Genomic DNA, 25,623 nt, shown 5'->3' with positions numbered 1-25,623 from the left:
GTTACAGGACAGGAAGTGATGCTTGTTCAAAGAACAGACTATGACCACATCGGCCGACCAAAGAAAGTATACCAGCAGATCAATACAGATGCAGAAGTACTGATTGCGAGTTATGAGTACAACGAACTAGGTCAACGCGTAGATAAAAAGTTAAGCGGGCCTGACAATGCCTATCTTCAATCTGTCGACTATCGCTATACAATTCGCGGATGGATAAAATCGATCAATAATTCACAGCTAAATGTGGCTAGCAATAACAACGATGTGAATGATCTCTTCGGTTTGGAGGTGTTGTATAATACAACGGAGACCGGGCTCAACGATCAGGCAGGTGATAAGGTCTTCTTTAACGGAAATGTATCCGCTATTAAATGGGGTGTGCAATCCGATGGACTCACTGGTGTCGGAGATCAGCGAAGCTATAAATTTGATTATGACCGGGCTTCACGCCTGAAGGCAGCCAAATACCAGGCCTACAAGCCAACGGCCTCGACATGGACCAACGAAGCAGATGCCTATAACGAAAATATCACCTACGACTATAGCGGAAATATTTCGACACTGATACGGAATCGTTCTCAAAAAGGAAGTGCGGCATTTTCGATTGCCTCCGAGGTAATGGACAATATGACCTACACCTATGCTGGGAACTCGTTGAGTAAGGTTGAAGACGCTAGTGGCAATACAAATGGATTTAAGAATGGAGCTAACATAGCGACAGAATATACTTACAACACAAACGGAGATTTAACGGCCGACAAGAATAAAGGCATTGATAGCATCCAGTATAATCTGCTAGGTAAGGTAAGTCGTATCAAGTTTTCAGATAGTCGCGTTGTTACTTATCTATATGATGCAACCGGAGTTAAACTAAAAGTGAACGCCTACCAGGGGACAACGTTGCAGACAACAACTGACTATATAGGTGGTTTTCAGTATGAGGGCGGAACGTTGAGTTTTTTTGGATCTCCGGAAGGACGCGTTGTACGAAAAGCATCCGGACAATTCGAGTATCAGTTTGCGCTTACCGATCATCAAGGAAATATGAGGGCTATATATGGCAGCCCTTTTGAATCCACCAATTTAATTTCGAATGCTGACGCAGGATCGACCTCCGGTTTCACGGCTATTCAAAATGTTGCCCTAACAACGCTTACCCAAAATACCCAAACCTATGTTCGTGTACAGACCAATCAATCAACGGGTAGGCCAGGAGCATACGTGAGTCCGGCAGTTACTGTTAAGGCCGGTGAGAAATACACCTACAAATTGCTTGGCTATCGTGGTTCTTCAAAAACAGCCTACCTCTATATATCAAGCAATGTAGGCGACTTGTTATGGACGGGCGCCTTGCTGCCACAGGGAATTGAAAACGAAGAATGGATAAGTTCTGATGTGATTATACCCCCGGGTGTCACCCAAATACAAGCTGGTGTATTATGGGACAACGGCATTGTGTCGGGAGATCAAATTTTCATCAACAAAGTGGGATTATATCGTCACCTAGATGACGATTACCAGGCTATATTTGAAGCTGCCAATCAGGCTGGTGAGTCAACGGCATTTGCTAACTACAATACGGGGAAGATCAACAACACAGGCGTCTATAGCAGAACTGGTACAGCCGCTTATCGCCTGACAGCGTCAACACAAATCAATGGAGAAATTATAGGCCCGGCTGAAAGCATCAGGGTATATCCAGGTGACGTGGTAAACATGGAAGTATATGGCAAGTATCTTGCTGCTACAGGCCAAGGAAACACCATATCAAGCTCATTCGCAACTGCCATGCTGGGTGCTTTTAATCTTGTCTCTACGGGAGTAACGGCAGATGCATATAGCGCTGTGAATAGCTTGTTTAATGCCGGGCCAATTATAGGTACAAGTGGTTTTGCTTACGATGGTGATGCCCCAAAAGCATTTTTAAATTACATACTCTTTGACGACAACTTTGTGCCATATGATTTTGGATATGACCAGATCGGTTCCGCGGGAGCTATGCCAGGGGGGACAGCTGACAAGATGAACCTTACGGCAAGAGCGCGAAAGTCAGGGTACATCTATATATACCTTAGCAATGAAAACTCGACTATAACAGAAGTATACTTTGACGACTTTAGTATCAAGCACGTGAAGAGTCCGATTTTACAGTATAACGAATACTATCCTTTCGGTATGCCGACGGGTAATACATTTACAAGAACCGAGGCAACTGCAAATAAGTATCTTTACAACATGGCTTCAGAACTGAATGGCAATTCAGGATGGTATGAAACGTTCTTCCGGGGATATGATGCCGCGCTCGGTCGATTTGTTAGTATCGATCCTAAATCAGACAGTTATGCTGAGAGTTCTCCGTATCACTATGCCCTAAACAATCCGGTAAGCTTTAATGATCCGTTTGGAGCAGATGCAACAGGATTTGTGATGGGCCTCTGGAAAGGTGTAGGTGATGGTAAGAATGAGTATTTTCAGGTAACGGATGGAACCGTTACATCTTGGGCTTGGTATAATCCGACAACGGGTCAATCAGACTATTCAAGTGACTTTGGAAACGGTCTTGCCATATGGAATCCATATTACCAAGAAGATGACAATAGCGCAATTAGGGGAGCATGGATGGCGCTAAGAAGCTTCGAAGGACTGGCTTTCTGGATGAACAAACGAAATGACCCAGCAGTTGTAGTCGAACAGCAAAATATCCGAGCAGTAAATATTACTATAGGAGGCACGCCAATAGGCAATGCCTTAACCTGGTCCTACATGTACTATGACGGAAATACGTATGTGATCCCTATCTACGAGATGACCGTTTCAGGGACGGATGACCAAGGCAATTCCGTGAGTAAGACATTTCAGGTCTTGCGATTCGGCGTATATAGAGATTCCCCAGACAAAAAACCGGGCATCGTAGGACTTGCAAATCAACAGTCGTATACAATTAAAAGCTGGGAACCAGCCTATAAAGTACACAGTTTCGCATCCCCAGAGGATGGAGCATGGAGAGTCACTGGAAGTTTTCTAATACATGACGGCCCAGATGACCCCATGAATCAGTTGTACGCAACCGCTGGTTGCATTGAAGTGTGTGGTGGCCCAAAAGGATTTGTGCAGTTTAATAGTTTTGTTTTGAGTCTATCGGGGGCATCCACTCTTAGTCAATTAGCCTCTTCTGGGGCTATGACAATAACTTATCAACAAGCTGCTAGGCCATCGATTGTACTATATAAACCTTAAAGATGTATGAAGAGAATACTGGTAATAACAATAATTTTGATAACTGTCAGCTATGCAAAGTCGCAGGAAATCAAGTCTGAAATTCTGAATTCTGAGTGCAAATATAAAACCACACTATTGGATTCAGTCCTAAGCAAATTTCAAAGTATCGCTTCGCAAATAAAAGACACTGCCTATGTCGACAATAAGATTAGTGTAAAAGAGAGAATAGCTTTTTTGAATAAAGATTTCAATACTAGCAACTTCTCAAAAGCTTGCGAAATAAGATGTACTGACTTTTTCTTAAAAAATACTCTCCATTTAGGCATCATAGATATTGCATTAGGCGAAATTGACAAAGACAGATGTGTTGAGGTGATTAAAAACGTCAAGCGCCAGAATTTTAAGACCAAAGTGCTAACGCGATTTAAAATAATCGAGAAGCCAAATGAGTTAGTAATAATGTATAGTGAAACACCTTTTAATAGCACTGTAGAAAAGCTATTCTCGTTTTAACAAGGATGCCGTTGCCAGGAGATTCATTTACAAACAAATTAAAAGGCCTAATATCGCTTTTACCGTTATTGTTAATACATCCTTGCGTTTTTGCGCAGAGCATTTACTCGAATTCAGTGTCGCTGACAATTCAAGAAGACTCACTATTTTGCAATGATTCATCTTGCGTATTAGACATTTCATTAACATTTACTAACGCCTCAAAGGAAAACGTTCTGGTGTATGCACTTGATGGTGGTCTCAGATTGGCCCCTTTTGATTTGTCAGAATTGTGCGACAAACGAAGTACCGGTACTAGCATTCTAATTGGGTTGTATTATCCTAATGGAAAGCAAGCTAGACCCACAATTGAAATTGCTCACCCTCATGGACAGAGAAAAGTAACGCGCGAAGTACTGGATAGCGTTCTCTATCAAGCAAGGGTGGACTTCCTCAAAAGCGGCATCGTCTTAAAAAGTGGGGAGTCTGAAACATATATCAAAGAGTTTTCTCTAAAGAGGTTTATGTTACATAAAGGGTTGTATTATTTGAAAGCAGCGTACTACAGTGGTGACAAGACTTTGGAAATTCTTGATGTAGATAAGATTAAGAAATCGAAGGCAAAACTATTTCAGGGCTGTACTTTTTCTCAAAACATTCCATTAACAATTACAAGATGAACTTTCTTCTATTGTAGAAAAAAAATACACATCCCTTTGGAGACGAGGTTTTGGGGTAAAGTTAGTTTCTCAAGTGACTTTGGCTTTGGCGTTGCTATATGGAATCCATATTATCAGGAAGATGATAATAGCACAATTACTGAGCCTGGATGGCGCTAAGAAGTTATGAAGGACTAGCTTTTTGGATGAACAAGAAAGAGATTTGATGGCTGTGGGCTTCGATCTTTACCTGTATGATCAAAACACGAAGCAAACTTCCGTTCAATCTTATGATATAATTCCCAGGGAAGGTTGGATTAATCCAATCCTTGGTGCGGATGCAACAGGATTTGTGATGGGACTGTGGGACAGTGTGGGCAAAGGGTGGAACGAGTATTTTCAGGTAAAAGGTATTGAGACGTCAAATGACTCAGAAAAACTTAGAGAGGCGCTGAACTATATCCTATCACGTATTGACGATCGCAACAGAAAGCCTCAGCACTAAAGATGAATAGGTTCGCAGGTCTAATATTCCTTTCAATGTTGCCAATAAAGATCCGGGCGCAGGAAGACTATCCTCATCAGGTAGTCAGAACGGTATTCTCAGCCGGAAGCCGGCATTCAGGTGTGATGACAATTCCTGTTCTTATTCGAACGATAGGACTACCGAGAAACTAAAAACTATGAGCAAAAGGGCGTTTATTTTATCTGTATTCATTCTCATCGCTTGCGGAGATCGCGACAAGACGTCAAATCAAACTACACGGATTGAAGCATACAAACCGAATTCCGTTGCTCTAAAGCTTAATAACAAAGCTTCAGGGCTTATTGGAGATGCTGGACATACTTATGATTCCCTCAAGAACCAATTATACGATTCAGCAATAATATATTTAGACAAGGCTATCGAGATCGACAGTTTATACGTGCTTGCTTACATCAATAAAGCTCAAGCATTACAGCGAAAAGGATCATTCGAGAAGGCAATAGGAGTTTTAAGTCGGGTGCAACGTATTAAACCAGATTTCCCGGAGATTCTGATAAGTCAAGGTTTTCTCCTCGAAAAAATAGGCAAAATCGTCTCAGCCGAGCAACAGTATAATAAAGCCTTAAAGGCTTATGAAGAAAGATTAAAAAGTAACCCAAAAGATGAAAAAACGAAATCAGACATTGCATTTCTGTATGTCTTTCTAAAAGATAAAAATGCAGCATTGGATGAGATCAGAAATTATCTCCTGGAGAACCCGGAAAGTGCACAGCTAAAAACGACAGAACGATATATAAACGCTCTGGATCGAAAGACCTTCATTAACGAGTACTAAAAACAAACCTAAGAAAGTGCTTTGCTTAAGATCTTCTATATTCTAATAGCCCTTGCACCTTTACGAAAGATTCCGCTTACAGGTAACATTAACGACTACAAAAACAAACAAACATTTGATGCCAACAGTATCTATAGCACTCAAACTTCTTTACATCCTCATTGCGAAAGCAGTCTAACCGATGTTTCACCGCTATGGCCTACTCCCGAATTATATTAATAGCACTCTTCTCCAGCTTACAAACAACCTCGCTTAGTCAGACTCAGTATGACATTCAAGTTGAGACGGATTCGTCTGAAATTTTAAAAGATAATCAATGGCTATCTATTGTCCTGCGCTTTAAGAATAATACAGAAAATAACTTACTTCTCTATGGGATTGGAAGCCATTTGGTGAAGAACTTTGTAGTCGAAGAGCGTGCCTGTGACTTGACGAAAGTCGGGGCTGGCCTTGCCTTAATGGTATTCGATAGCACGGATAAACGGAAATATCCGGTTCTTCAATTTCACGATTCAACGCATCCAGCTCCCGAAACGCAAGAACAACTAGACGCGATGCTTGAACGAGGTCGCGTTGAATTTCTTGAGGGAACGAGAATAGCTCGAAGCAAAGGTCAGGTCTCGATAAGTTGGAGTATTGATTTATTTGACTATCATCTGGAAAAAGGCACCTATTATCTTAAGCTAGTCTATTTCTCGGGTCAAGGCGTTTGGACAAACAGGATCGGTGAAACTCAAATCAAACAGGACATGGAAGTCAATAAAGCAAAGCTTTTCCAAGGTTGTCTGACTTCCATGCCAATAATCTTTACCGTAAAATGAAGCGAACTTCCATACATCGCTCGCAGAAACTCCTGTTAGCAATAGGACTCCGTGCAGCTGCCTTGAACCGATAATCTAAGATGAATAGAAACGTAGTTTCCCTAACATCGCTTTCAATGTTACTTTTAATACAGCCTTGTGTTTTTGCGCAGGACATTTACTCGAATTCTTTGTCGCTGACAATTCAAGAAGACTCACTATTTGGCAATGATTCATCTTGTGTGTTAGTCATTTCATTAACGTTTACTAACACCTCAAAGGAAAACCTTCTGGTGTATGCACTTGATGGCGGTCTCAGATTGGCACCTTTTGATTTGTCAGAATTGTGCGACAAACGAAATACCGGTACCGGCATCGTCATTGGGTTGTATTATCCCAATGAAAAACAAGCCAGACCTACAATTGAAATTGCTCACCATCAGGGACAGAGAAAAGTAACACGGCAAATACTAGATAGGCTTCTCTATGAAGCAAGGGTGGACTTCCTCAAAAGCGGTATCGCCTTAAAGAGTGGGGAGTCTAAAACATATATCAAAGAGTTTTCTCTCAAGAGGTTTATGTTGCATAAAGGGTTGTATTATTTGAAAGTAGCGTACTACAGCGGTGACAAGACTTTGGAAATTCTTGATGTAGATAAGATTAAGTCATCGAAGGCAAAACTATTTCAAGGCTGTACTTTTTCTCAAACAATTCCATTATCAATTACAAGATGAACTTTCTTCTATTGTAGAAAAAAACACACATCCCTTTGGAGACGAGGTTTTGGGGTAAAGTTAGTTTCTCAAGTGACTTTGGCTTTGGCGTTGTAAACAAGGCTCGCACCGGCAAGGCGCCTAACTTGCTCCGTGAAAGAGAGCTGAATGAATTTGGGGTGTTCAAGGTCACAAAACGCGTTGGCAATGAGACCGAAATCTATTTTACGGGAACCCGAAAAAAGTCTGTTGCCTTTCTTAAGGGACTAAAAAACTACTGAAGGATTTGGGAGCGCCTGGACGAGCTGGCAAAAAAAACGGAAACAATCTTGAAAAGAATAGATTATTAACAACTGGTCAGCAGGTATATGGAAAAAATAAAGCTTATTAAATCAAATTGTCATAGGTAGCCCGTAGATGTTTTTTAGCTATACCTATATACTTCTCGACCACAATTTTCTTTATGTTCATTTTCCTGGCGATGTCATCATTTGAGAGGTTCTCACTTAAACGCAGCCTCATAGCCATACCAATTCTGGCTGGTAAGTCAGACAAGCCTTTATCAATAACTTTCTGAATCATGGTCGGCTCTCTATCAAAGCTTTCTATCTGGTTATATATCTCCTCAAATAATCTATAGTGCTCTTCGTATCTTTTCTTCACTGCCGAGTGTTGAAAGTAGCGGATGATTTTATATTTCACCATTCGGTATAAATAGGGCTCCAGTGCGGTGATGTTAGTCAGACCTTCTCTCCGTTCCCAAATAGATACGAAGGCTTCCTGAACGATTTCCTCGCAGTCTTCTTTCAAGGGTATATTCTTTCTGGCGTAACTATATAGCTTACCAGCGTAGCGTGTATATATCGATTGGAAAGCGAGTTCATTACTCTGAATCAAAAGAGCCACCAACTCCATATCAGAAACGGTATGGTCTTGTGGCGGCTTCATACAACAACCGGATTGATTGGCAGTGGTAAGTTCAAACCCCAGTAATAAAAATTACCAGGGATGAACAACGTGGGCTCCACGCGAAATCTCCTGCTCCGATCAGCTATCGTGGATGAATAAAAATTAGATACGGTGCCTTGCTTACCATCATTACTGAGGCCTGAGAAAATACCCGGGTACGTCAGTAAGCAAAAGGCATCCGCACCTAATAAGGTTGATATTTTAGAATCTTGTCCCATAATTCCATTACGTCAGTTTCTCAGGCGTCAGTGAATGGATATTTGGGGTTAAAAATGACCAAAATCAAATATATCGATTAAATTTAATTCGCACAAATACGAAGCATTTAATCGTTTGGCAGACCCAATTTGATCGCGTGGGAAAACGCCAAAAACCAGAGAAAAACGATTTAGAATATCAGATTGCCTTCGGAAAAAAGATCAAAGAAATACGGGAGGGACGCGGCTGGTCACAAATCGACCTGGCTGCTCATTCCTCTATCAGTGAATCACAAATTTCGTCCATTGAAAATGGACACGGCAGCCCACGACTGCATACAATAAAAGCCCTTGCAGTTGCCTTGGGTAAAAATCCGATGGAGCTATTCGATTTCAATTTTGAATTAAAACTCAACACAAATTTTACACCCAAGGTCCGAAAAGGAAAAAAACTAGGAACCACCCATCACATCAAGAAACTCGTAGATGAGAATTTCTTCAAAACTCCAAAATCAGTGAAGGATGTGGTTGAACAATGCAAAAAGAAATTCAATATCAATTTACCAAGCGCAGATACATCAGGCGCTCTATTGCTATTAGTGGCTGCCAACGTATTACGCAAAGTAAGCTCCGCCAGCGGGAAGAATTCCTATCAAAACTATAAGCTAGTACGATGATATCTTTTCTTTACAGATACGTTCAACGATCGGTTGCATCTTCTTTACGCGATCAATCAGAGTAGAAAGTTCTTGCTGAGAGATAATGAAGTCAGGCTTATATCTTGCATCGATATATCCCCGCTTCAGCAAATCAAAAAGAGATTCTTCCTCCTTATTTTTTTCAGCGCGAAAAACGAGAAACAATTCTTCAGAATAAGGCTTTGCTTTCTTTCTTAGTTTCCACAAATTATGTATCCGCGGTTTATATCCCGTAAAAACCAACAACACCGAATAGTAAAGACTCTCTGCGGCTTGATGCAGTTCAAATGTTCCTTTCTTATAGTTACCACGTTCAAATGCATGAACGCAATCAATTAAAAACTCACTTGCCTGCGGATACCAGATATTAAAATAGTCCAGAGCCTTCTGCTTCTCTTCAATAGAAGATAAGACTCTTGGTGCTGCAAAATCGAAGTTGTTAGTGTCGTATAAAAGTATACCTTCAATGACAATATCACGAAAGAAATACTGGCCCCAACTCAACCCTTCATTGATATAATCAATTGAGTGTATCTCAAGATTAACGGGCGGCTTATACCGGTCCACTCTGTCCATAATGGTACTTTCCTGCAGGTACGGCTTTTCCGGGCTATCTTTTGTGACGACCAGGAAATCATAGTCGCTTATATACTCATTGTCAATCCCGTCCTTGGTGTGATACCGATGGTCCACGTAGGAGCCCTTGGCATAACTGCCGAAAAGTATAATTTTCTCCGGCTGCACCACCTCCTTAATGATCTCCACTATTCTGGAAATTTCCAGCTGCTTGCTCTCGGGTAAATGATCTAACGATGTCTTCATTCTACAAACAAAGGTATAAAGCTAAAGCACAGGAAATTTACGAATTATACCAAGTTAAAACCCCAGACTCAATGGAAATAGTATATATATTTCAAATAAAGTCAGATATATACCTGATCAGCCTATTGCATTTCCAAAGTTTTCAAGGATATTGCCTGCGCGAATTTAGGAGCCCACCCGAGTTCAACGTGTTAAAGGAGAACCGTTTTGTATCATCAAATCCTGGTCATAATATTCTCGCGAGAGACATATTTGCCCGTTTTTTTTCAGTGTATAATTGTGCTCCAAAAAACGCATGAGTTCAAGAAAAAGTCATTCCTCTACCCCAACTAAATATAGTCTTTATCCTTTCATGAACCTGTCTTTGCAAAGCATGGATGGCGAAGTGTGGGTAGATATACCGCAATTCGATGGTTACTATAGCGTTTCTAATTACGGAAGAATCTGGGCGGCTCCGCGACCTGTAATGTCTATCACCGGCCAGCTATATTTCACGAAGGAGCGGATACGGAAACAATGTCTCACCCGCTATAAAAACTCATACACAAATGAATACACCGATCAGCTGTCCATTCATTTACGCTATGAAGACAAAAACTATTCATTCAAAGTAAACCGGCTGGTATATCATTTCTTTGTTGAACCACTTGACTTGAAGGATGAGCGCCTGGCAGTCGTCCACAAAGACGGTGACAATTGCAACAACCGGTATGACAACCTCGTGCTCATGAATGGCGTACAGCTTTATAAGCATAATTTGGATTTGCAGCGCATACCACGGACAGGGCAAAGAACAAAGGGCGCGGCTTGGTCACCTGAAAATGCGCCCAGAGCGGTTATCAAATATACTTTAGGTGGTAAGAAAATCAGCGAGTACACCAGTGTAGCAGATGCAGCATTAAAGAACAATACACACCGCGGAAGTATTCGGGCGGTTATCAAAAACGAATTGATGCAGTTGCATGGCTTCGTATACCGCTTCAAAGGCGATGCTTATAAAGGCGAGTACGCAAATTTTGCTATTGAAAAACAAGTGACACAATACGCGCTCAACGGCAAAAAACTGAAAGTATATCCAAGTGTGAAAGAAGCCGGATTTCAGGTAGGCATCGATCCGAACTCTATTAGCAAATGTGCGCTTGGAAAAGCAAGGATCGCTGGCGGATTTGTGTGGCGATACGAACATGATATATACCGCGGTGAATTTGAAGGCCAAATCAAGAATCTGCCAAAACCCATAATTCAATATAGCCTCAAAGGAAAAACAGTTGCCGAATATACCAGTGTGAACGAGGCATCAAAGCAAACAGGGTTCACAGCCGCAACGTTGTTGGATTGTGCTTATAAACGAACCCGTGTATCACATGGCTTCGTTTGGCGCTTCGAAGGCGACTCGTACCGCGGAGAGTTCAAACACTATAGCGTGGGTAAGCCGGTTACACAATATACACGGGAGGGTAAAAAGCTAAAGACTTATCACACGATTCAAGCGGCAGCCCAGGCCTCTGGCCTCACAAGCGCCAACATTCAGAAAAACGTTATAGGCGAAAACAAGACAGCCGGTGGATATATCTGGAAGCATGCTAACCTGGATGACGTCAAGAAACTATCCGCTTTCAAGCCATCCAAGTACTCAAGAACCAATGTAAGCGAGAAGGAAGTAGTACAGTACTCCATCGAAGGGAAAAAGCTTGCTGTCTACGCAAGTATTACAGAAGCCGCACGCGCTATTGGCACGAGTGGATCGGGCATACGCACAGCCCTAAACCATCCATATCGCTCTTCCGGAGGCTTTGTTTGGCGTTCCAGGGGAAATATCTATAAAGGATCTTTTGCCAAAATACAACCTGCTAATAAAGCCAAGATGGTAACGCAGTATGATTTACAAGGGCGTAAACTAAGTGTATATACGAGTACTAAACAGGCTGAGGAAGCAACGGGCGTTCATGCTACGACAATCTCCCAAGTGGCACGCGGAAAGCTAAAAACAACGGGTGGCTATATCTGGCAATACGGAGATGGACCCAAGAAACTGGACGCAGATGCTTATTATGCCTCTACCCGGAAGCATTTGCAACGAATAAGCAAAGCGGTAGCCAAATATACTATAGATGGAGAATTTGTGTGTGAATACCCCAGTATAGCAGCAGCGGCGCGTCAAGAAGGAATCGCTGTAGGGCGAATCTCGTCAGTTGTCAATGGACAATCGCAATCAGCTGGAGGCAATCTATGGCGGTTGCGGGAATAAAGCCGTTCCCCACAAACGCCCGGTTAACCAGCATATTGTTCATATAATGGTATATATATACTATATCAGTGACGAAATTTATTTATCCAAGCATTAGATAAGTCCAAAAAAAATCCTAGGTTTGAACATGCGCACGTTAGCGGAAAGAATTTGTGTGAGAGCATAAGCGCACTGTTTGTTATACCGATCATCTTGAGAATCATTTTATTTCACGTATAGATTTTCAGAAGAACCAGGAGTCCCTTCACAGTTTCTAATTGTTTTTTTTATGAGGCACATTGCAAATGGTGCTTTGGTTATTTTATAAATTACTCCGGTCGAATGTTGTTTTGGCCGTTGGGATCCGAGTAATAGCCCACAACAGAATTAAGAACTCAACTCTGAGATTCTGGGCTTCGAAGATATGCCAGGCCGAACCATAGCAACAATTCTGACATCCCCGCCCCTCGGCATATATACTATAGCAGCGTCACTAAAAATATTTTTCACGAAATAAGGTAGGCTCACCGGACCTTAGGTCATTTAGACTCAAAGTATCATTTGCAGTTAAACGACTATGGGCCGGCACACCACCAAGTAGACAATTTCCTCAGTTTATTATTTAGGTTATTCAGAAATGTGTGTCCGGCCCTTTCATTAATCCGTAACAAAGAATGACGCACGAGAAAATGTCAAAGCTGACATCCAAACTTCAATCCCTCTCCAATCAGTTACACGCTGAAAAGAGAGTAGGTATCCATCAGGTTGTCGATCACTTTTATTACATGCAAAAAATCGAGGAGATCAAATTTCTTTCCACGAGACGAGAGGACCTGCGATCACAGCTAAACAACCTCTCCGAAATCATTGATCAAGAGTATAGAAAAATATACTGTCAATGGAAGAAGGACTATAGGTTCATCATCTCATACAAGAAAAACCATCCATCTGGTGTTTCAATACTTTAGGTTCTATCTATATATTGGATCATACCGAGGAGTATATTTCGAACAGACTCCTTGGTGCCATTCTCAACATTGTAAAATTTGGATCGAAGACTGCCTATGGAGATGGCCTCTGATTTCTTGGTTGTGACAAATCTGACGATGAAACCCATCAACTGGCTTAAGTTGTTGTTCAGGATCATCTTCGTCTCTATTAGAATTTTTATCAAGTATGCAAGCTGCGATACGGATGCATCAAATTTAAGTTTGAATCCGTCCAGGAAATTTCCTGACGGTGGATCCGATGGCAAATTTGAAAGCCGTTGCAACCGCTCCTGATATTCCAATTCAACGTTGATGTAGTCTGTCAACTGACTTTTCAGCGACGGAGCATTTTGGTGGTAACTTATGCCTGGTTTCACTTGTGCTTGAATGATCCGTTTCAACTCAAAAGACAGCTTCTCAATTTTTTCGGTCCGGAACTCGGATTTATCCAGGAGTGAAGTTATATAGTGCGCGTGGTAGGTGAGAACCCGCGTTGAATTATAGTTTAAGTAGTAGATCGACAGACGAAGCTCGTCATCAAGTTCCATACCGCTTACAGGTTTATCTGAAAGCCTGAACAACTCCTTTTGTACTTCCTTACAGTATAGAACTTTTCTATAGGTGATTCCCGAACTAGAATTGCCATCAATAATTTTCCGAAGAACATGCAGCATCAAATCAACGATCTTTTCATCGGCATTCTTTGACGCAAATATTTTCTGGAGTTTACGGAGATTAGTTTTGGTATCCTTCTTGGATATAGATATATATCCCTGTGGTGCTTTAGCATCCTGATCAAAATACTTTGTAAAGTGTCTCTCAATAAAGGTTAGTAACTCTTCGAATCCAGCGTAAAAGGCCTGAAAAAACTCTTTGCCTTTGGAGTGTTGGTCACTCATCGAGAGTGCGCATTTATCCATCAACTGAATAAGAGATTGTTGATGGTATTGGATATAGCGCTCCAAATGCCGTTCATCTTCGAAGGTGAACACTTCTTGTATAAGGGTTTGCTTTATCCTATCGACCTCGGCCCTCACCTGGCTTTTCCAAATCTCCGTTCTCTCCTCCGGAGAAGGACCAGAGGAGAATACTTTTTCAAGTTCCCGGAGTTCGTATTTAATATTTGGTAACACGACTGATTAGAGTAGTCAGGTATATCAAGTACAACCATATTGTTAGCCATCGTAAAACAAAATCCTTAATCCGGGCAAACCATGTCAGTCAGCCCCACCCTATCACATTGTTGTGTGCCTATATATATTCTTTTACTCGATCAAAAACACAAGGTGAGAACTCGCTATGCCACGACAGGTTTCCAACATCACTGTTTTTGCCTTTTGATACTCTTGCCCTATAGATGAGACTCAACAGAAAAAATAGTACAGCAAAAATTACGAGATATTTTATAGCCATAACTACTACAGCGTGGTACTTACGCTTGGCGGCCTTTCTCTTTATTCCGGAGAGACCTTCCGTAAATCCAACATTGGAATCATCTTCGACCGACCTGTTTTCCAAAAGCAATTTTATATTGAGGTACTCCTCTCCGTTTTCATCACTTTGACGAATCCAGTTGTCCAGTTGAGCCTTCTCTTCATCAGAAGCATCGCCCGATAAGACCCGGTAAATAAGCCTGACGCTGTCCATCTTTTTATGCATCTATATATCTAACTCTATAAAACTGGTCTCTCCCCTACCCTGGCTGTACGATTTATTTATAGGCGAGATTTCAGGAACTTCCTGATCTTCTTTTTTACACTGGTAAGGTTCTTTTCAACCGCCTTGGAAGTTATCCCAAGTTCGCGGGCGATTTGGTCAATAGTCAGCCCCCTATCCACTTGCATTAAAAAGCATTCCCTCTGCCTTTTAGGGAAAGATTCAATCGCCTTTCGGATATCGGCTATAATTTCTGCCTCAATGATTTTCTGCTCGAACGGCTGCACCATGAGGCTAGTCGGGTGACCGTTCAAAAATTTGAGATTGTCAATGTTTAGTTGGATGGACTGTTTGAAATAGGTGATCGATTTATACCGGACAACCTTCACCAGGTAATTCTCGATTGACCTTTCGTGAAAGTCACTTAGTCGCTCACTGTTCTTCCAAACATGGTAGAAAGTCTCCTGTACTATATCTTTGGATGCCTCGATATCATGGGTAAGTCCGAAAGATATACTTCTGAGACTCCTGTGATATTCGTTATAGAGGAGCGCCACTGCTCGTATGGGATACGAGCGCAATAACCTTCTGAATCGTTCATTGTCGATAACGGGTGACATCCACTATTTCACATTTTAACTACACTGCACAATGGCGCTGGTGAGGTAGTACTGATGGGTGATTACCAAAACGGCCAGCATTGAGATACGACTGCAAGATTCCTTGCATACCTAAAATAGATTATCGTATCTACAAATGAAAAAGTTCCTTTTGATTTGTAAGGGCAGCCGTAGGTTTTAGGCAACAATTACAAAAAAAGGCGCTACTAAGCTATTATTTGCCGCTCTGTTCGTAGTGGTCTTAACCTTTGTTAAGCGAAATATAGTATTTGAAAGAATTTGACCCTTGTTATCTATATATACCAGCGATCATGCCACGTTAATTCTGCAAGAAATCTGAAGATAATAAACAAAATTTACCACTCATTATCCAGTTAGTATATATGAGTTGTCGATTTGCATTTCGAAAAAAAGCAACTCACGTATATTGAAACCTACACAGCCAGACTATGTTCAAAATTTGAACGGCACCATACGTTATCATTTTATCAGAATCATTAAACAGCACGTATGCTAAAACTTTATTCTTCAATCTTACGACATATATATCATTTATATTCACTGGCAAGTTTTGATGTTGTTTATCTCTATTCAGCCAAAATTGAAGAGGTCGATACTCCTCAGGAAGTCTGTCTTCAGGATCGCCAACCCCTCTCTTGGTGAGAGCGCTATCCGGTGGGTGGCTGGCGTATTGATAAACTTCTACCTCGCCATTTGATTCGTCATTCATCAAGCGTTTAAGTCCATCGTTCCAATCGTTCCCGACCTTTCTTCGATCTGCATTCGGGAAGTAATCGCCATCTTCGAGATAGGTCGCATAGATTTGATTGTAAGGAACGTTGGTCTTCAAATCTTTGACAAGGTTCCAAACTAAATCAGTTCTCTTTTTAACTATATCTTGTGCTTGACAACACGTGGTCCCTGCAAGCAGAAAAAGAATGATTATTAACTTTCTGTTATTCATTGTTGAAAATTATTGTTGCTAATTTTAATAACGCAAAACATGTACGAAATCAAATTCTATCACTGACAACTTCCACTATCTTGCGGAGCAGTTCCGCCATCATTATCATGAGTCTCCGTTTTGTTAGGTAAATTCAAATTTCTCAGATCTTGACCAAATCTTCCCGGATTTAATCCGCCTCCCCCAAGCCAGGTGCCCGTATTTTCAGGTAAAGCAATTCCGGCGGCGCCACAACTTTCAACAACGAAATTGACGCAATTGTTGATATCCAGGTTGTATGTAGCCGGCATGTTAATAGCATAGTTAAGTATTTGTGAAAGTTCACTTGCAGTAATTTGTATCTGAACACTTACGTCAAACGAGTGCCCTGCGTCAATTCCCAATGTCGCCACGTCTGTTGGTGAATAGGGATGAACAATGCCAGTGGGATAATATCCAAAGGTACGAGTTATTCCACCTTGACTAATCGAAATCCAAGCGTGCCCAACGTCACTCACACCCGAAATAGGGTCATCATGGCCTGCCACTGGCTGATCCGCAAAAATTGTAAGCGTTGCACCTTGCGACCTGTTAAAGCAACGGAGGTGCGCCGGCCTATCAGTGATGCGGCGCGCAGGGCCACCTACTTCATAGGGCAAGGCCCCCTGCCAAGTTGCCGACCATGCATCATAAACATAAAGAAATCCATCTGGCCCCACTACCAGCGAGCCATCCAGTGCAGGCCCATCGGATGACAAATAGGAGTACGTAGCATAGTCGGACTGTACAACGACTTCTGGCAGAACAATCAACGTAATGGTCCAACTGTTGGAGGCCGCAACAAACATCCACGTTGTTGTTTTTCCGTTCGGTTCAGTAACGGTATAGGTATCACCATCTCTAGCAGTTGCAGGCAATGTTATATTGTAGGAACCGCCCCCCGTACCGGTACCACCGTCACATTGGATACCTGCCGTTCTTGACGTCTGGCAATCGCCATCGCAGGTGGTCTTAATATATTGTTCAGAAGAAGTAGTGTTGCCATTGGCATAATGATAGGTAGTGATCAGATACCAATCTATACACGCTTGAGTCCGGCCATTGTTTTTCCCTGAATTTCGCTTTGCCTGTAAAATGGTGTTTGAAACCAGCTCTCCATTCTCAATAAGATTGGAAAAGAGGAGATCTCCATATATAGTATAGTAGGAGATTTTGCCGCTATAGTTCTCCGGCTCGAACTGAGCTTTAGCGATGGAAAGAATGATATGATTCTGATCCACCTGCCGGTTAGTGAACGATACCAAATTCGCTCTAACAATTTCTCCGTGCTGAATGAAGAGGAGCGCTTTAGTTTTTAATTCCTCCTCTAGCTTGATACCTGGCGCTTCAGCAATTAAAAGCTCTTCATTCGATGTAAGGTGATATTGCTGAATGCTGGTATAATCGAGTGATATTTTTAAATCCGAAATGATCTGACCGTCCACGGCCGTGTTTGGTGCCAGTTGATCAACGTAGCTTCGGATTACATCAGCGTAGGGTGATTGTGAGGGGTGTCTTTCAATCTGCGTCTCATTCTCACATGAAATCACGACAGTTAAAAGTATAAGCAAAGCGGTCGCTCTCCTTAAAAGATATACTCTCATAAGAACGGGGTTAGGTTAGTGAAACGTTTTGTAAATAATCCTAAATGGTTCACGTCATTTACATATATCAATACTACATCAGTTGTAATAAAAAGTAAATTGACATTTGTCAATAAAGGATGGTTTACCGTGCAGCTCTTATTCGACTGAGCGTTTCAGGTTTCATACTGAGATAAGAAGCTATATACTTCAAAGGCACGCGCTGAAATATACCCGGGTCGTTCGATAGCAATAGCTCATAACGTTCCCGCGCAGTATGCATTCGCATGGAGTATATCCGTTGCTCGCTAAGGATATAGTAGTTTTCTGTTATTACTCTACCGACAACGTTGAAGGCCTCGTATTTTTGATATAGCGCAAGAAGTTGTTTGTAAGGGATCGAAATTAGTATTGAATCTTCAAGCAGTTCTATATTTTCTTCGCTCGGAACTTGCTTGAAAAAACTGACGACTGAAATAATAAAATCATTCTCACGCATTAACCAGGAGGTGATATCGAGATCATTTTTGAAATAGTAGGCCCTGGCCAGCCCCTTAACAATAAACGATATTTCGTTGCTTATCGTACCTTGGCGGAGCAGCAAAGTCTTACGCGGGATATCTCGCTGAACTACTGTGGACTGCAACTCGTCCCAAAACTCATTAGGCAAAGGATGAATTTTTTGTACGATATCGTAAAGAGCATTCATATATAGCAGGCAACGTCTCAAACTAATATCCGCAAAAACCCTGATAGTCTCTCGCAAAGGTCTATGGATGGTTCTATTCAGAGGTTAATTGGTAGCGATACAGTTGTATATACAATAGTTACAATTTACCCTCCGGGTTATCGTAGACTAAGGTCATTCTAACGTGAGGGGTATATAAAAGCGGTCGCGTGGTTCAGTACACGTAATTTTTAATCGCCGTTTCAATATCAGAATAAAACAGAGGCTCATTGTTTTCGAGTAGGAATGGGACACCCGATTTTTTCATTTCCAAAAACAAGCGGCCGTAGTGTTCCAGATCCACCGGTGCAATTAGGAGCTGCTGAAGAGCACGTTTGATGAATTCCAGTTTCACCAATGAGACGTCAGATAAATTGTGGCGTTCAGCCAAATATACTTTTAGTGTCTGATCATGAAGAAGTTGTTTTGCTATCGTGTTACGAGCCTCTCGAATGTAGTTAATTATATCGACATCCAATCCAGTGAACTTAGATTCGCTTGTCTGCATTTCCTATTCCATTGTTCTAAGCACAAATAAATGCATAAAAAAAATGATTGCAAGTCCTTCAAAAGTTTAAATCAACAAGCGAGTCGTCCCGCTTGAAAATTAACGAGGCGAGGATTCGGACTCATGACTCATTGTCAAATGGAAGCAGTTGAATTGATCAACATGCAATGAGTATAGTGCGATCAGTTGCAGGACACATTGTTTTTTCATGTAACCCGATCCTAAGATGAAATTCAAAACAGACAACGCTATATATCGCAGGTGGAGTAAGCGAGTGACTTGGATCGCTTTCGTGACACTGACTAAGTATTGGCATCATCAACCCTCCGGGTATATCAAGCTAAACGACCCGGGTATAGATATAGGTATATATATAGTTCTGACCCACGGGTAAAATTTATAGGTGAATCAATGTATTAGTACGACAGCCCGTTCTCCAGTGGAAAAAGTGAACACATTTACCTGAATTTCCTTGGATATATATTATTTCTTACATTCGCTTAGGCGTCGGAGATAAGTGCCGATATAGTTTACTAAAAGTTTACTAATGAAATAAAAAAGCCTCGAATCCGAACAGATTCAAGGCTTTTAGAGGTCTCGAGCGGATTCGAACCGCTGTAGGAGCTTTTGCAGAGCTCAGCCTAGCCACTCGGCCACGAGACCATGTACTTGTGTGATATATATGTTTTGCGTGCGAGTGTGTTAATTACAAGTCACAAAACTATAAAAATCAATCGTGATTACAACGGGTTTAAAAAGAAAAGGTGACTGAAGTTTCAGCCACCTTCTTCTTAAATATAGTTGCTTATTCAGCTTTTGATTCACCACCACCAGACATCTTCTCTTTCAGCGCGCTTAACGCTTCAAGATCTCCCAGTGTAGACTTCTCAGTCTGCTGGTTGATTGACTGGATTGATGCACCTTTTGAAGGAGCTTTCTTGCCACCTTTAGCACCACCGGCTGCAGGTTTCTCTTCTTCTGCAGACCATATAGCTTTGTGCGACAATACAATTCTTCTGTCTTCTTTAGAGAACTCAAGTACTTTGAAGTCAAGTGATTCACCTACTTCAGCTTTTGAGTTATCTTCTTTCGCGAGGTTCTTCGCAGCTACGAAGCCTTCGATACCGTATGGTAACTCGAGCACAGCGCCTTTATCATTTTTGTTGATGATAGTAGCTTTGTGTACTGAACCGATTGTAAATACAGTTTCGAAAGTATCCCAAGGGTTCTCTTCAAGGTGCTTGTGGCTAAGCGCTAATCTGCGGTTGGCAGCATCGAGCTCCAGTACTTGCACTTCCATAGACTCTCCTACTTTCACGAACTCAGAAGGATGCTTGATCTTCTTCGTCCAGCTAAGATCTGATACGTGTACAAGACCATCGATACCTTCTTCAAGCTCGATGAAGAGACCGAAGTTAGTAAGGTTACGAACGATACCTTTATGTTTAGTACCAACAGCATACTTGGTAAGAACATCCTGACGTGTCCAAGGATCTTCAGTAAGTTGTTTAATACCGAGTGACATCTTACGCTCTTCGCGATCGAGTGTCAACACAACAGCTTCAACTTCGTCACCCACTTTCATAAAGTCTTGTGGATTACGCAGGTGCTGTGACCAGCTCATTTCACTTACGTGGATCAGACCTTCAACGCCTGGCTGCAGTTCGAGGAACGCACCGTAGTCAGCAACGTTAACAATCTTACCTTTCACTTTAGAACCTACCTGGATATCAGCAGCAAGCGCATCCCAAGGATGAGCTGTAAGTTGCTTCATACCCAATGAAATTCTCTTCTTGTCTTCATCGAAGTCAAGCACAACAACCTTAACGGTTTGATCAAGCTTGAGCACTTCTTCCGGATGGTTGATGCGACCCCAGCTGATATCGGTGATGTGCAACAATCCGTCTACGCCACCAAGATCGATGAACACACCGAAGTTTGTCATGTTCTTGATAACGCCTTCCAGTACCTGACCTTTTTCGAGGTTGGTAAGGATCGCTGCTTTTTGCTGCTCGAGATCTTTCTCGATCAGTACTTTATGCGATACAACTACGTTGTCGTTGGTATAGTTGATCTTCACCACTTTTACTTCGATGTTCTTGTTTACATATACATCGAAATCGCGGATCGGTTTAACATCGATTTGTGAACCTGGCAAGAATGCCTCGATTCCGAATACATCTACGATAAGACCACCTTTGGTTCTGCGTTTTACAAAACCTTCAATAACCTCATCTTTATCCAATGCATTCTGTACATATTCCCAACCTTTCACCAGCTTCGCTTTTCTGCGGCTGAGGACAAGCTGACCCATTGCGTTTTCACGCTCTTCGATGAAGAGGTCAACTACATCTCCTATTTTCAGGTTAGTCATTTCTTTAAATTCAGCCAGTGGTACAAGACCATCTGACTTGAAGCCGATGTTCAGAATAACATCGCGGTCGTTGATACCTACTACAGTACCTTTTACCACTTCACCTGTATTAACAGAGGTTACAGTACCGGAGTACATCTGCTCCATTTCAGCGCGCTTCTCTTTTGAATATCCTTCTCCAAAACCTTTAGAGTCGAATGCTTCAAAGTCGAACTGACCAGGAATCTGTTTTTCGTACTTCGCTTTCTTTAATTCTGAAACCGGGATGGCTTCAGTTCCGATATCTTCTTTCTGTGAAGATTTGATGTCAGCCAACGGATCGTCTTCGTCAACGTCAATCTTTTTTGCTTTTGAAGCACCTTTTGCAACAGGTTCCTTCGTTTCGGCAGGTTTTCTGGGTCTTTCACCAGGTTTCTGTGCTTTCGCCATGTAATAATTACCCTTGCAATACATGCAACAGCCGGGCATCGCTGTTACAACTTTGTTTTACATTCCTCAGGCAAAATGCTCAAGGCCCGTTCAACCGAACAGGGGTGCAAAGGTACAAAATTGTAAGAATCTATTTCGCTGTATATCAAAAGTTTCTCTCCCAATAGCTAAAAAACCCCGCTGACAAGAGCCAGCAAGGGGTTTTCAGGGGGTTGGGGAAAAAATCTTTATGGTATATCTTCAAATTTCAGCGTTCCTATAGCATAGTTAATAAGTAACCGCTGGAACATCAAGGTAAATCTCGAACTTTCATAATCACTCTTGGCTTTCACATACGCCTGCGTAGAAATGGTCAGTTGCGTTATATCGGATATACCCAGATCATAGCGCTCTTTTTCCATGTTGTACGAAGTCTCTGCCGCATGAAGCTGCGCTGTAGCAGCCTCGTAGTTGGTTTTTGCATCGTTAAAATTCTGGAATGCCCGGATCACATCGGTCTGCACTGTTACCTCTGCATTCTTCTGTTGAATCTTTGCATTGTCGTATGTCACCTTTGTCTGGGCAACTTGCGAGCGATATAGCAAACCGTTGTAGATCGGTATCGTCAAACTAAAACCATAGCTCAACTGCGTGTTGTCTTTTCTGAATTGCTCATCAAACGATCTGTTTGTTTCTCCATGCACATAGTTGTAGCGCGAGCCATACGAGCCACCAAAATATATACTGGGCATGTATTTACCTTTTAATGCGGAATAACCAAAGTGTGCAGCCTTCTGGGTATACTCGGCCTGCTTCAAATCACTTCTGCGATCCATCGCCGTATTATACATTTCCTGTAGCGACAAACTGTCAATCAACACAGCGTTCAGATCCCAGTCAACATCTGCTATTTCAAATGATATCGGGTCTACCTGCAACGTAAGGGCTAGTGTAGCTTTATCATTCTTGAATGTATTTCGAGCTCTCACCAGTGTAAGCTCCGCATTCTTTACCTGGTATTCCTGGTTATACAGATCAGCTTCTGCCTTACTTCCGACTTCCACCTGAGCTTTGATCTGATCATATTGTACTCGTTGGGTATGGACGTTCTCTTCGTTAATGCGAGCAATCCGTTGATCTAATAAACATTGCAAAAACTGATTCGACACATCGCGAATCACATCCTGGTTAGAACGAATTACTTTATGAAGTTGAGCTTCATTAACATTATTTGCCTGGCGATACTGGTTTACATACATCAGCCCGTTGAATACCGGCATACTCGCACTGATGGAACCATTTACGTAATCGATAACCCCGTTTACTACTTCACCACGGTTCTGGTTAAAAGAGTTACCATCGTTTCGATAAGCACTCCCTTGTGCCTGCAGACTCGGACCAAGTTGTAATAGAGATGATGTTTTATTGATCTGGGTATACTCCAACTGGTTCTTCTGCTGGTTGAGCAATACGTTGTTCTCCAGGCCAATCTTTACAGCATCTTTAAAGGTAAGAGTAGCAACAGGCTGTGTTTGCTGCGACTGTGCATATACCGTAAAGCCTATACCGGAAAGTATATATGCTAAAAATCTCTTCATCTTATTGCGCGTTTACCATTACTTTCTCATCGGCTACGATCGTGCCGTCTCCTACCCGCACGATGCGTTTGCCAAACTGTGCATTTTCTTCCGAGTGCGTCACCTGTATAATGGTGATACCTTCATCATTCAGTTTCTTGAAAATCTCCATGATCTGTTTACCCTGGTCGGAGTGCAGGTTACCGGTCGGTTCATCGGCCAGTAATAATTTAGGCTGGCCTACTATAGCGCGTGCTATACCTACCAACTGTTGCTGGCCTCCACTGAGTTGCTCGGGGAAGAGATCTTTTTTCGCTACCATGTTAAAGCGATCGAGCATTTCTGCCACCATGCTTTTACGTTGGCTGCCGCTTACACCCTTATAGAGCAGAGGCGTTTCTATATTTTCGTATACTGTTAATTCGTCAATAAGGTGATAGGCCTGGAAGATGAAGCCGATATAGTTCTTGTGCATATCGGACTTCTGTTTCTCTTTCATCTTGTGCACCGGCTCATCGAAGAAGTAGTATTCTCCGGCCGATGTTTCATCCAGCATACCGATGATGTTCATCAGTGTGGATTTACCGGCACCGCTGGGGCCCATGATGGTTAGAAATTCTCCTTGTTCAACATCGAGGTTTACACCTTTCAGGATAAAAGTGCGCTGGAACCGAGAGTCCACGTACTTGTCGATATCGCGTAGTTTAATCATAGCGTGTTGGTAAAGTAATCCGGCAAATTAAAAACGTTGCACGGAGCCTTTCTCCCTCTTTGCGAACAATGTGCCAATGACCTTTTACGCGCTGGATGCGTGAAAATGAGATTTGATCCGAAAATGTTCGTCCGCTTGTGCAAAACGGTGTCCTAAATCGGACAGAGATAAATACCAGGAATTTCTTCTAAAAGATGATCGGGTAAAGGATCACATCTACGCGTCTGTTCATCTGCATACCCGAATAAGTTTGATTGCTATAGACCGGATTTTCGAATCCCCAGTCTTTGATGGTGATCTTGTGCTCGGGAATTTCTTTTTGCAACAAGAGATTCTGAACAGAACCGCTGCGCATTTTGGATAGCCACTCGTTGAACTGTCTTCCTCCGATCGGATCAGTATGACTGATCAGATGTATATCGTATTTCTCCAGCAGATCGGGGATGGAGTCGAGCCAGTCATATAGCTCTGCCGCTTGCCATTCATCTATATCATAACTGCCTCCTCCGAAAAATATACTCTTCCGTATCTCATCCCGCGGCTGGTCTTGTGCCTGCAGGTACAGCGGCAACAGCAGAAGTATAATGATATAGCGGAGCATGATGATAAGTTACGAAAGTTATCTGTTACGGGTTAGCAATTATCTGCGAAAGGTGATTTAAGTGGCTACGAACGGTTAGCCGCTGCTCGCTATTCGTTAGTGGTTATCCGTTTTTCGTAAAAGCATCTGATCTCTTCAGAAAAGAAAAGAAAAGAACAGACACCACAGCTTCACCATTTGATCGATGTTCCTTATTCGGTGTTCAATAACACAGACTTAAACAGTCAAATTTATTTCCCACAAATTCACAGAAGGAGCAGCCGTTTTTTCCCGCCCGATCTCAAGTTTTACGCAGATGAAAAGCAAGCTATATCTTCAGGCGTATAGCTCGTCACGATTAACGTGCAACGATTAACTTTCAACAACGACATCTCAAAGTAGTTTCCGCAGGTTCTCAATACGATCTGCTTCCGAGGCAGGTTTATCTTTGCGCCAGCGTTTAATGCGTGGAAAGCGGAGCGCTATACCGGATTTATGTCGAGTAGATTTGGCTATACCTTCGAAGGCTATTTCAAAAACGAGTTCGGGTTTTACACTGCGCACCGGACCAAAGCGCTCTATAGTATTTTGTTTTATCCATCGGTCTACTTCGCGAATCTCATCATCGGTAAGTCCACTATAGGCTTTTGTGAATGGCACGAGTTGATCGCCATCCCACACAGCAAATGTATAGTCGGTATATAAATTAGCTCTTCGTCCGGCACCATGCATGGCGTAGATCATTACAGCATCTACGGTAAACGGATCGATCTTCCATTTCCACCAATC

23 protein-coding genes, 1 tRNA gene and 1 pseudogene are annotated in these 25,623 nt (G+C 42.1%); 10 read left to right on the top strand and 15 right to left on the bottom strand.

Annotated features, from left to right (window positions below; genetic code table 11):
* The first annotated feature begins 18 nt into the window (after positions 1-18).
* The 7 genes from VIN08_RS01350 to VIN08_RS01320 all read left to right on the top strand — a co-directional run bounded on the left by VIN08_RS01350 (position 19) and on the right by VIN08_RS01320 (position 7,226).
* Positions 19-3,237, top strand: coding sequence for an RHS repeat-associated core domain-containing protein (locus VIN08_RS01350; protein ID WP_331959066.1), 3,219 nt, complete (start codon positions 19-21; stop codon positions 3,235-3,237).
* A gap of 6 nt (positions 3,238-3,243) precedes the next feature.
* Positions 3,244-3,732, top strand: a complete 489-nt coding sequence (locus tag VIN08_RS01345) for a hypothetical protein (RefSeq protein WP_331959063.1) — start codon at positions 3,244-3,246, stop codon at positions 3,730-3,732.
* Between the two features lie 116 nt (positions 3,733-3,848).
* Entirely contained in the window at positions 3,849-4,391 is a 543-nt protein-coding gene (locus tag VIN08_RS01340) for a hypothetical protein (protein WP_331959061.1), read from the top strand.
* Between the two features lie 181 nt (positions 4,392-4,572).
* Positions 4,573-4,875 (top strand): hypothetical protein, encoded by a 303-nt coding sequence (locus VIN08_RS01335; RefSeq protein ID WP_331959058.1) that lies wholly within the window; start codon positions 4,573-4,575, stop codon positions 4,873-4,875.
* A gap of 178 nt (positions 4,876-5,053) precedes the next feature.
* Entirely contained in the window at positions 5,054-5,692 is a 639-nt protein-coding gene (locus tag VIN08_RS01330) for a hypothetical protein (RefSeq protein WP_331959055.1), read from the top strand.
* A 194-nt stretch (positions 5,693-5,886) separates the two neighbouring features.
* Positions 5,887-6,513 carry a hypothetical protein gene (locus VIN08_RS01325; RefSeq protein ID WP_331959053.1) on the top strand — a complete coding sequence of 209 codons (627 nt, stop codon included), beginning with the start codon at positions 5,887-5,889 and terminating at the stop codon, positions 6,511-6,513.
* A gap of 170 nt (positions 6,514-6,683) precedes the next feature.
* Positions 6,684-7,226 carry a hypothetical protein gene (locus VIN08_RS01320; protein ID WP_331959050.1) on the top strand — a complete coding sequence of 181 codons (543 nt, stop codon included), beginning with the start codon at positions 6,684-6,686 and terminating at the stop codon, positions 7,224-7,226.
* A gap of 366 nt (positions 7,227-7,592) precedes the next feature.
* Here the strand turns inward: VIN08_RS01320 and VIN08_RS01315 are convergent, their stop codons facing one another.
* Positions 7,593-8,153, bottom strand: coding sequence for a sigma-70 family RNA polymerase sigma factor (locus VIN08_RS01315; protein WP_331959047.1), 561 nt, complete (start codon positions 8,151-8,153; stop codon positions 7,593-7,595).
* A 376-nt stretch (positions 8,154-8,529) separates the two neighbouring features.
* Here VIN08_RS01315 and VIN08_RS01310 point away from each other — a divergent pair, with 376 nt between their 5' ends.
* A complete protein-coding gene (locus VIN08_RS01310; protein WP_331959044.1) occupies positions 8,530-9,048 on the top strand; it encodes a helix-turn-helix transcriptional regulator in 519 nt (172 codons plus the stop codon).
* On the opposite strand, the gene VIN08_RS01305 is transcribed toward VIN08_RS01310, so the two are convergent.
* On the bottom strand, positions 9,037-9,891 hold the full coding sequence (locus VIN08_RS01305; protein WP_331959042.1) for a HEPN domain-containing protein: 855 nt from the start codon (positions 9,889-9,891) through the stop codon (positions 9,037-9,039). The genes VIN08_RS01310 and VIN08_RS01305 overlap by 12 nt on opposite strands.
* Before the next feature lie 295 nt (positions 9,892-10,186).
* Here VIN08_RS01305 and VIN08_RS01300 point away from each other — a divergent pair, with 295 nt between their 5' ends.
* Entirely contained in the window at positions 10,187-12,139 is a 1,953-nt protein-coding gene (locus VIN08_RS01300; RefSeq protein ID WP_331959039.1) for an NUMOD1 domain-containing DNA-binding protein, read from the top strand.
* A gap of 943 nt (positions 12,140-13,082) precedes the next feature.
* Here the strand turns inward: VIN08_RS01300 and VIN08_RS01295 are convergent.
* The 7 genes from VIN08_RS01295 to VIN08_RS01265 all read right to left on the bottom strand — a co-directional run bounded on the left by VIN08_RS01295 (position 13,083) and on the right by VIN08_RS01265 (position 19,183).
* Positions 13,083-14,240, bottom strand: a complete 1,158-nt coding sequence (locus VIN08_RS01295) for a hypothetical protein (protein ID WP_331959036.1) — start codon at positions 14,238-14,240, stop codon at positions 13,083-13,085.
* Between the two features lie 118 nt (positions 14,241-14,358).
* A complete protein-coding gene (locus tag VIN08_RS01290; protein WP_331959033.1) occupies positions 14,359-14,754 on the bottom strand; it encodes a hypothetical protein in 396 nt (131 codons plus the stop codon).
* Positions 14,755-14,822: 68 nt separating this feature from the next.
* Positions 14,823-15,383 (bottom strand): RNA polymerase sigma factor, encoded by a 561-nt coding sequence (locus VIN08_RS01285; RefSeq protein WP_331959031.1) that lies wholly within the window; start codon positions 15,381-15,383, stop codon positions 14,823-14,825.
* A gap of 418 nt (positions 15,384-15,801) precedes the next feature.
* Positions 15,802-16,347 carry a hypothetical protein gene (locus VIN08_RS01280; protein ID WP_331959028.1) on the bottom strand — a complete coding sequence of 182 codons (546 nt, stop codon included), beginning with the start codon at positions 16,345-16,347 and terminating at the stop codon, positions 15,802-15,804.
* 59 nt (positions 16,348-16,406) lie between these two features.
* Entirely contained in the window at positions 16,407-17,969 is a 1,563-nt protein-coding gene (locus VIN08_RS01275; RefSeq protein ID WP_331959025.1) for a hypothetical protein, read from the bottom strand.
* A 124-nt stretch (positions 17,970-18,093) separates the two neighbouring features.
* Entirely contained in the window at positions 18,094-18,657 is a 564-nt protein-coding gene (locus VIN08_RS01270; protein WP_331959022.1) for a Crp/Fnr family transcriptional regulator, read from the bottom strand.
* A 193-nt stretch (positions 18,658-18,850) separates the two neighbouring features.
* Positions 18,851-19,183, bottom strand: a complete 333-nt coding sequence (locus tag VIN08_RS01265; protein WP_331959019.1) for a hypothetical protein — start codon at positions 19,181-19,183, stop codon at positions 18,851-18,853.
* Between the two features lie 226 nt (positions 19,184-19,409).
* On the opposite strand from VIN08_RS01265, the gene VIN08_RS01260 reads away from it, so the two are divergent.
* Positions 19,410-19,577 carry a hypothetical protein gene (locus tag VIN08_RS01260; RefSeq protein WP_331959016.1) on the top strand — a complete coding sequence of 56 codons (168 nt, stop codon included), beginning with the start codon at positions 19,410-19,412 and terminating at the stop codon, positions 19,575-19,577.
* Positions 19,578-19,775: 198 nt separating this feature from the next.
* Here VIN08_RS01260 and VIN08_RS01255 read toward each other — a convergent pair.
* The 6 genes and pseudogenes from VIN08_RS01255 to VIN08_RS01230 form a co-directional block, all read right to left on the bottom strand.
* Positions 19,776-19,846: transfer RNA gene (locus VIN08_RS01255), tRNA-Cys, on the bottom strand.
* A gap of 142 nt (positions 19,847-19,988) precedes the next feature.
* A complete protein-coding gene (rpsA, locus tag VIN08_RS01250; RefSeq protein WP_331959013.1) occupies positions 19,989-21,986 on the bottom strand; it encodes a 30S ribosomal protein S1 in 1,998 nt (665 codons plus the stop codon).
* 227 nt (positions 21,987-22,213) lie between these two features.
* Entirely contained in the window at positions 22,214-23,563 is a 1,350-nt protein-coding gene (locus VIN08_RS01245) for a TolC family protein (RefSeq protein WP_331959011.1), read from the bottom strand.
* A 1-nt stretch (position 23,564) separates the two neighbouring features.
* Entirely contained in the window at positions 23,565-24,254 is a 690-nt protein-coding gene (locus VIN08_RS01240) for an ABC transporter ATP-binding protein (RefSeq protein WP_331959008.1), read from the bottom strand.
* 187 nt (positions 24,255-24,441) lie between these two features.
* Complete coding sequence (locus VIN08_RS01235) at positions 24,442-24,855, bottom strand: OmpA family protein (RefSeq protein WP_331959005.1); 414 nt, start codon at positions 24,853-24,855, stop codon at positions 24,442-24,444.
* 372 nt (positions 24,856-25,227) lie between these two features.
* Positions 25,228-25,623 (bottom strand): annotated as a pseudogene (locus VIN08_RS01230) (ATP-dependent DNA ligase); the annotation flags it as partial.

This window comes from Ohtaekwangia sp., assembly GCF_036568665.1.
Classification (GTDB): domain Bacteria; phylum Bacteroidota; class Bacteroidia; order Cytophagales; family Cyclobacteriaceae; genus Ohtaekwangia.
The sequence above is the reverse complement of the archived record's forward strand: the minus strand, read 5'-3'. Positions and strand labels throughout refer to the sequence as shown.

Excerpts from the sequence above, each read along its gene's own strand:
- VIN08_RS01350 (WP_331959066.1), top strand. The coding sequence starts at position 19 with ATGCTTGTTCAAAGAACAGACTATGACCACATCGGCCGACCAAAGAAA.
- VIN08_RS01345 (WP_331959063.1), top strand. The coding sequence starts at position 3,244 with ATGAAGAGAATACTGGTAATAACAATAATTTTGATAACTGTCAGCTAT.
- VIN08_RS01330 (WP_331959055.1), top strand. The coding sequence starts at position 5,054 with ATGAGCAAAAGGGCGTTTATTTTATCTGTATTCATTCTCATCGCTTGC.
- VIN08_RS01325 (WP_331959053.1), top strand. The coding sequence starts at position 5,887 with ATGGCCTACTCCCGAATTATATTAATAGCACTCTTCTCCAGCTTACAA.
- VIN08_RS01315 (WP_331959047.1), bottom strand. The coding sequence starts at position 8,153 with ATGAAGCCGCCACAAGACCATACCGTTTCTGATATGGAGTTGGTGGCT.
- VIN08_RS01305 (WP_331959042.1), bottom strand. The coding sequence starts at position 9,891 with ATGAAGACATCGTTAGATCATTTACCCGAGAGCAAGCAGCTGGAAATT.
- VIN08_RS01300 (WP_331959039.1), top strand. The coding sequence starts at position 10,187 with ATGAGTTCAAGAAAAAGTCATTCCTCTACCCCAACTAAATATAGTCTT.
- VIN08_RS01290 (WP_331959033.1), bottom strand. The coding sequence starts at position 14,754 with ATGGACAGCGTCAGGCTTATTTACCGGGTCTTATCGGGCGATGCTTCT.
- VIN08_RS01285 (WP_331959031.1), bottom strand. The coding sequence starts at position 15,383 with ATGTCACCCGTTATCGACAATGAACGATTCAGAAGGTTATTGCGCTCG.
- VIN08_RS01280 (WP_331959028.1), bottom strand. The coding sequence starts at position 16,347 with ATGAATAACAGAAAGTTAATAATCATTCTTTTTCTGCTTGCAGGGACC.
- VIN08_RS01275 (WP_331959025.1), bottom strand. The coding sequence starts at position 17,969 with ATGAGAGTATATCTTTTAAGGAGAGCGACCGCTTTGCTTATACTTTTA.
- VIN08_RS01270 (WP_331959022.1), bottom strand. The coding sequence starts at position 18,657 with ATGAATGCTCTTTACGATATCGTACAAAAAATTCATCCTTTGCCTAAT.
- VIN08_RS01265 (WP_331959019.1), bottom strand. The coding sequence starts at position 19,183 with ATGCAGACAAGCGAATCTAAGTTCACTGGATTGGATGTCGATATAATT.
- VIN08_RS01260 (WP_331959016.1), top strand. The coding sequence starts at position 19,410 with ATGAAATTCAAAACAGACAACGCTATATATCGCAGGTGGAGTAAGCGA.
- rpsA (WP_331959013.1), bottom strand. The coding sequence starts at position 21,986 with ATGGCGAAAGCACAGAAACCTGGTGAAAGACCCAGAAAACCTGCCGAA.
- VIN08_RS01245 (WP_331959011.1), bottom strand. The coding sequence starts at position 23,563 with ATGAAGAGATTTTTAGCATATATACTTTCCGGTATAGGCTTTACGGTA.
- VIN08_RS01240 (WP_331959008.1), bottom strand. The coding sequence starts at position 24,254 with ATGATTAAACTACGCGATATCGACAAGTACGTGGACTCTCGGTTCCAG.
- VIN08_RS01235 (WP_331959005.1), bottom strand. The coding sequence starts at position 24,855 with ATGCTCCGCTATATCATTATACTTCTGCTGTTGCCGCTGTACCTGCAG.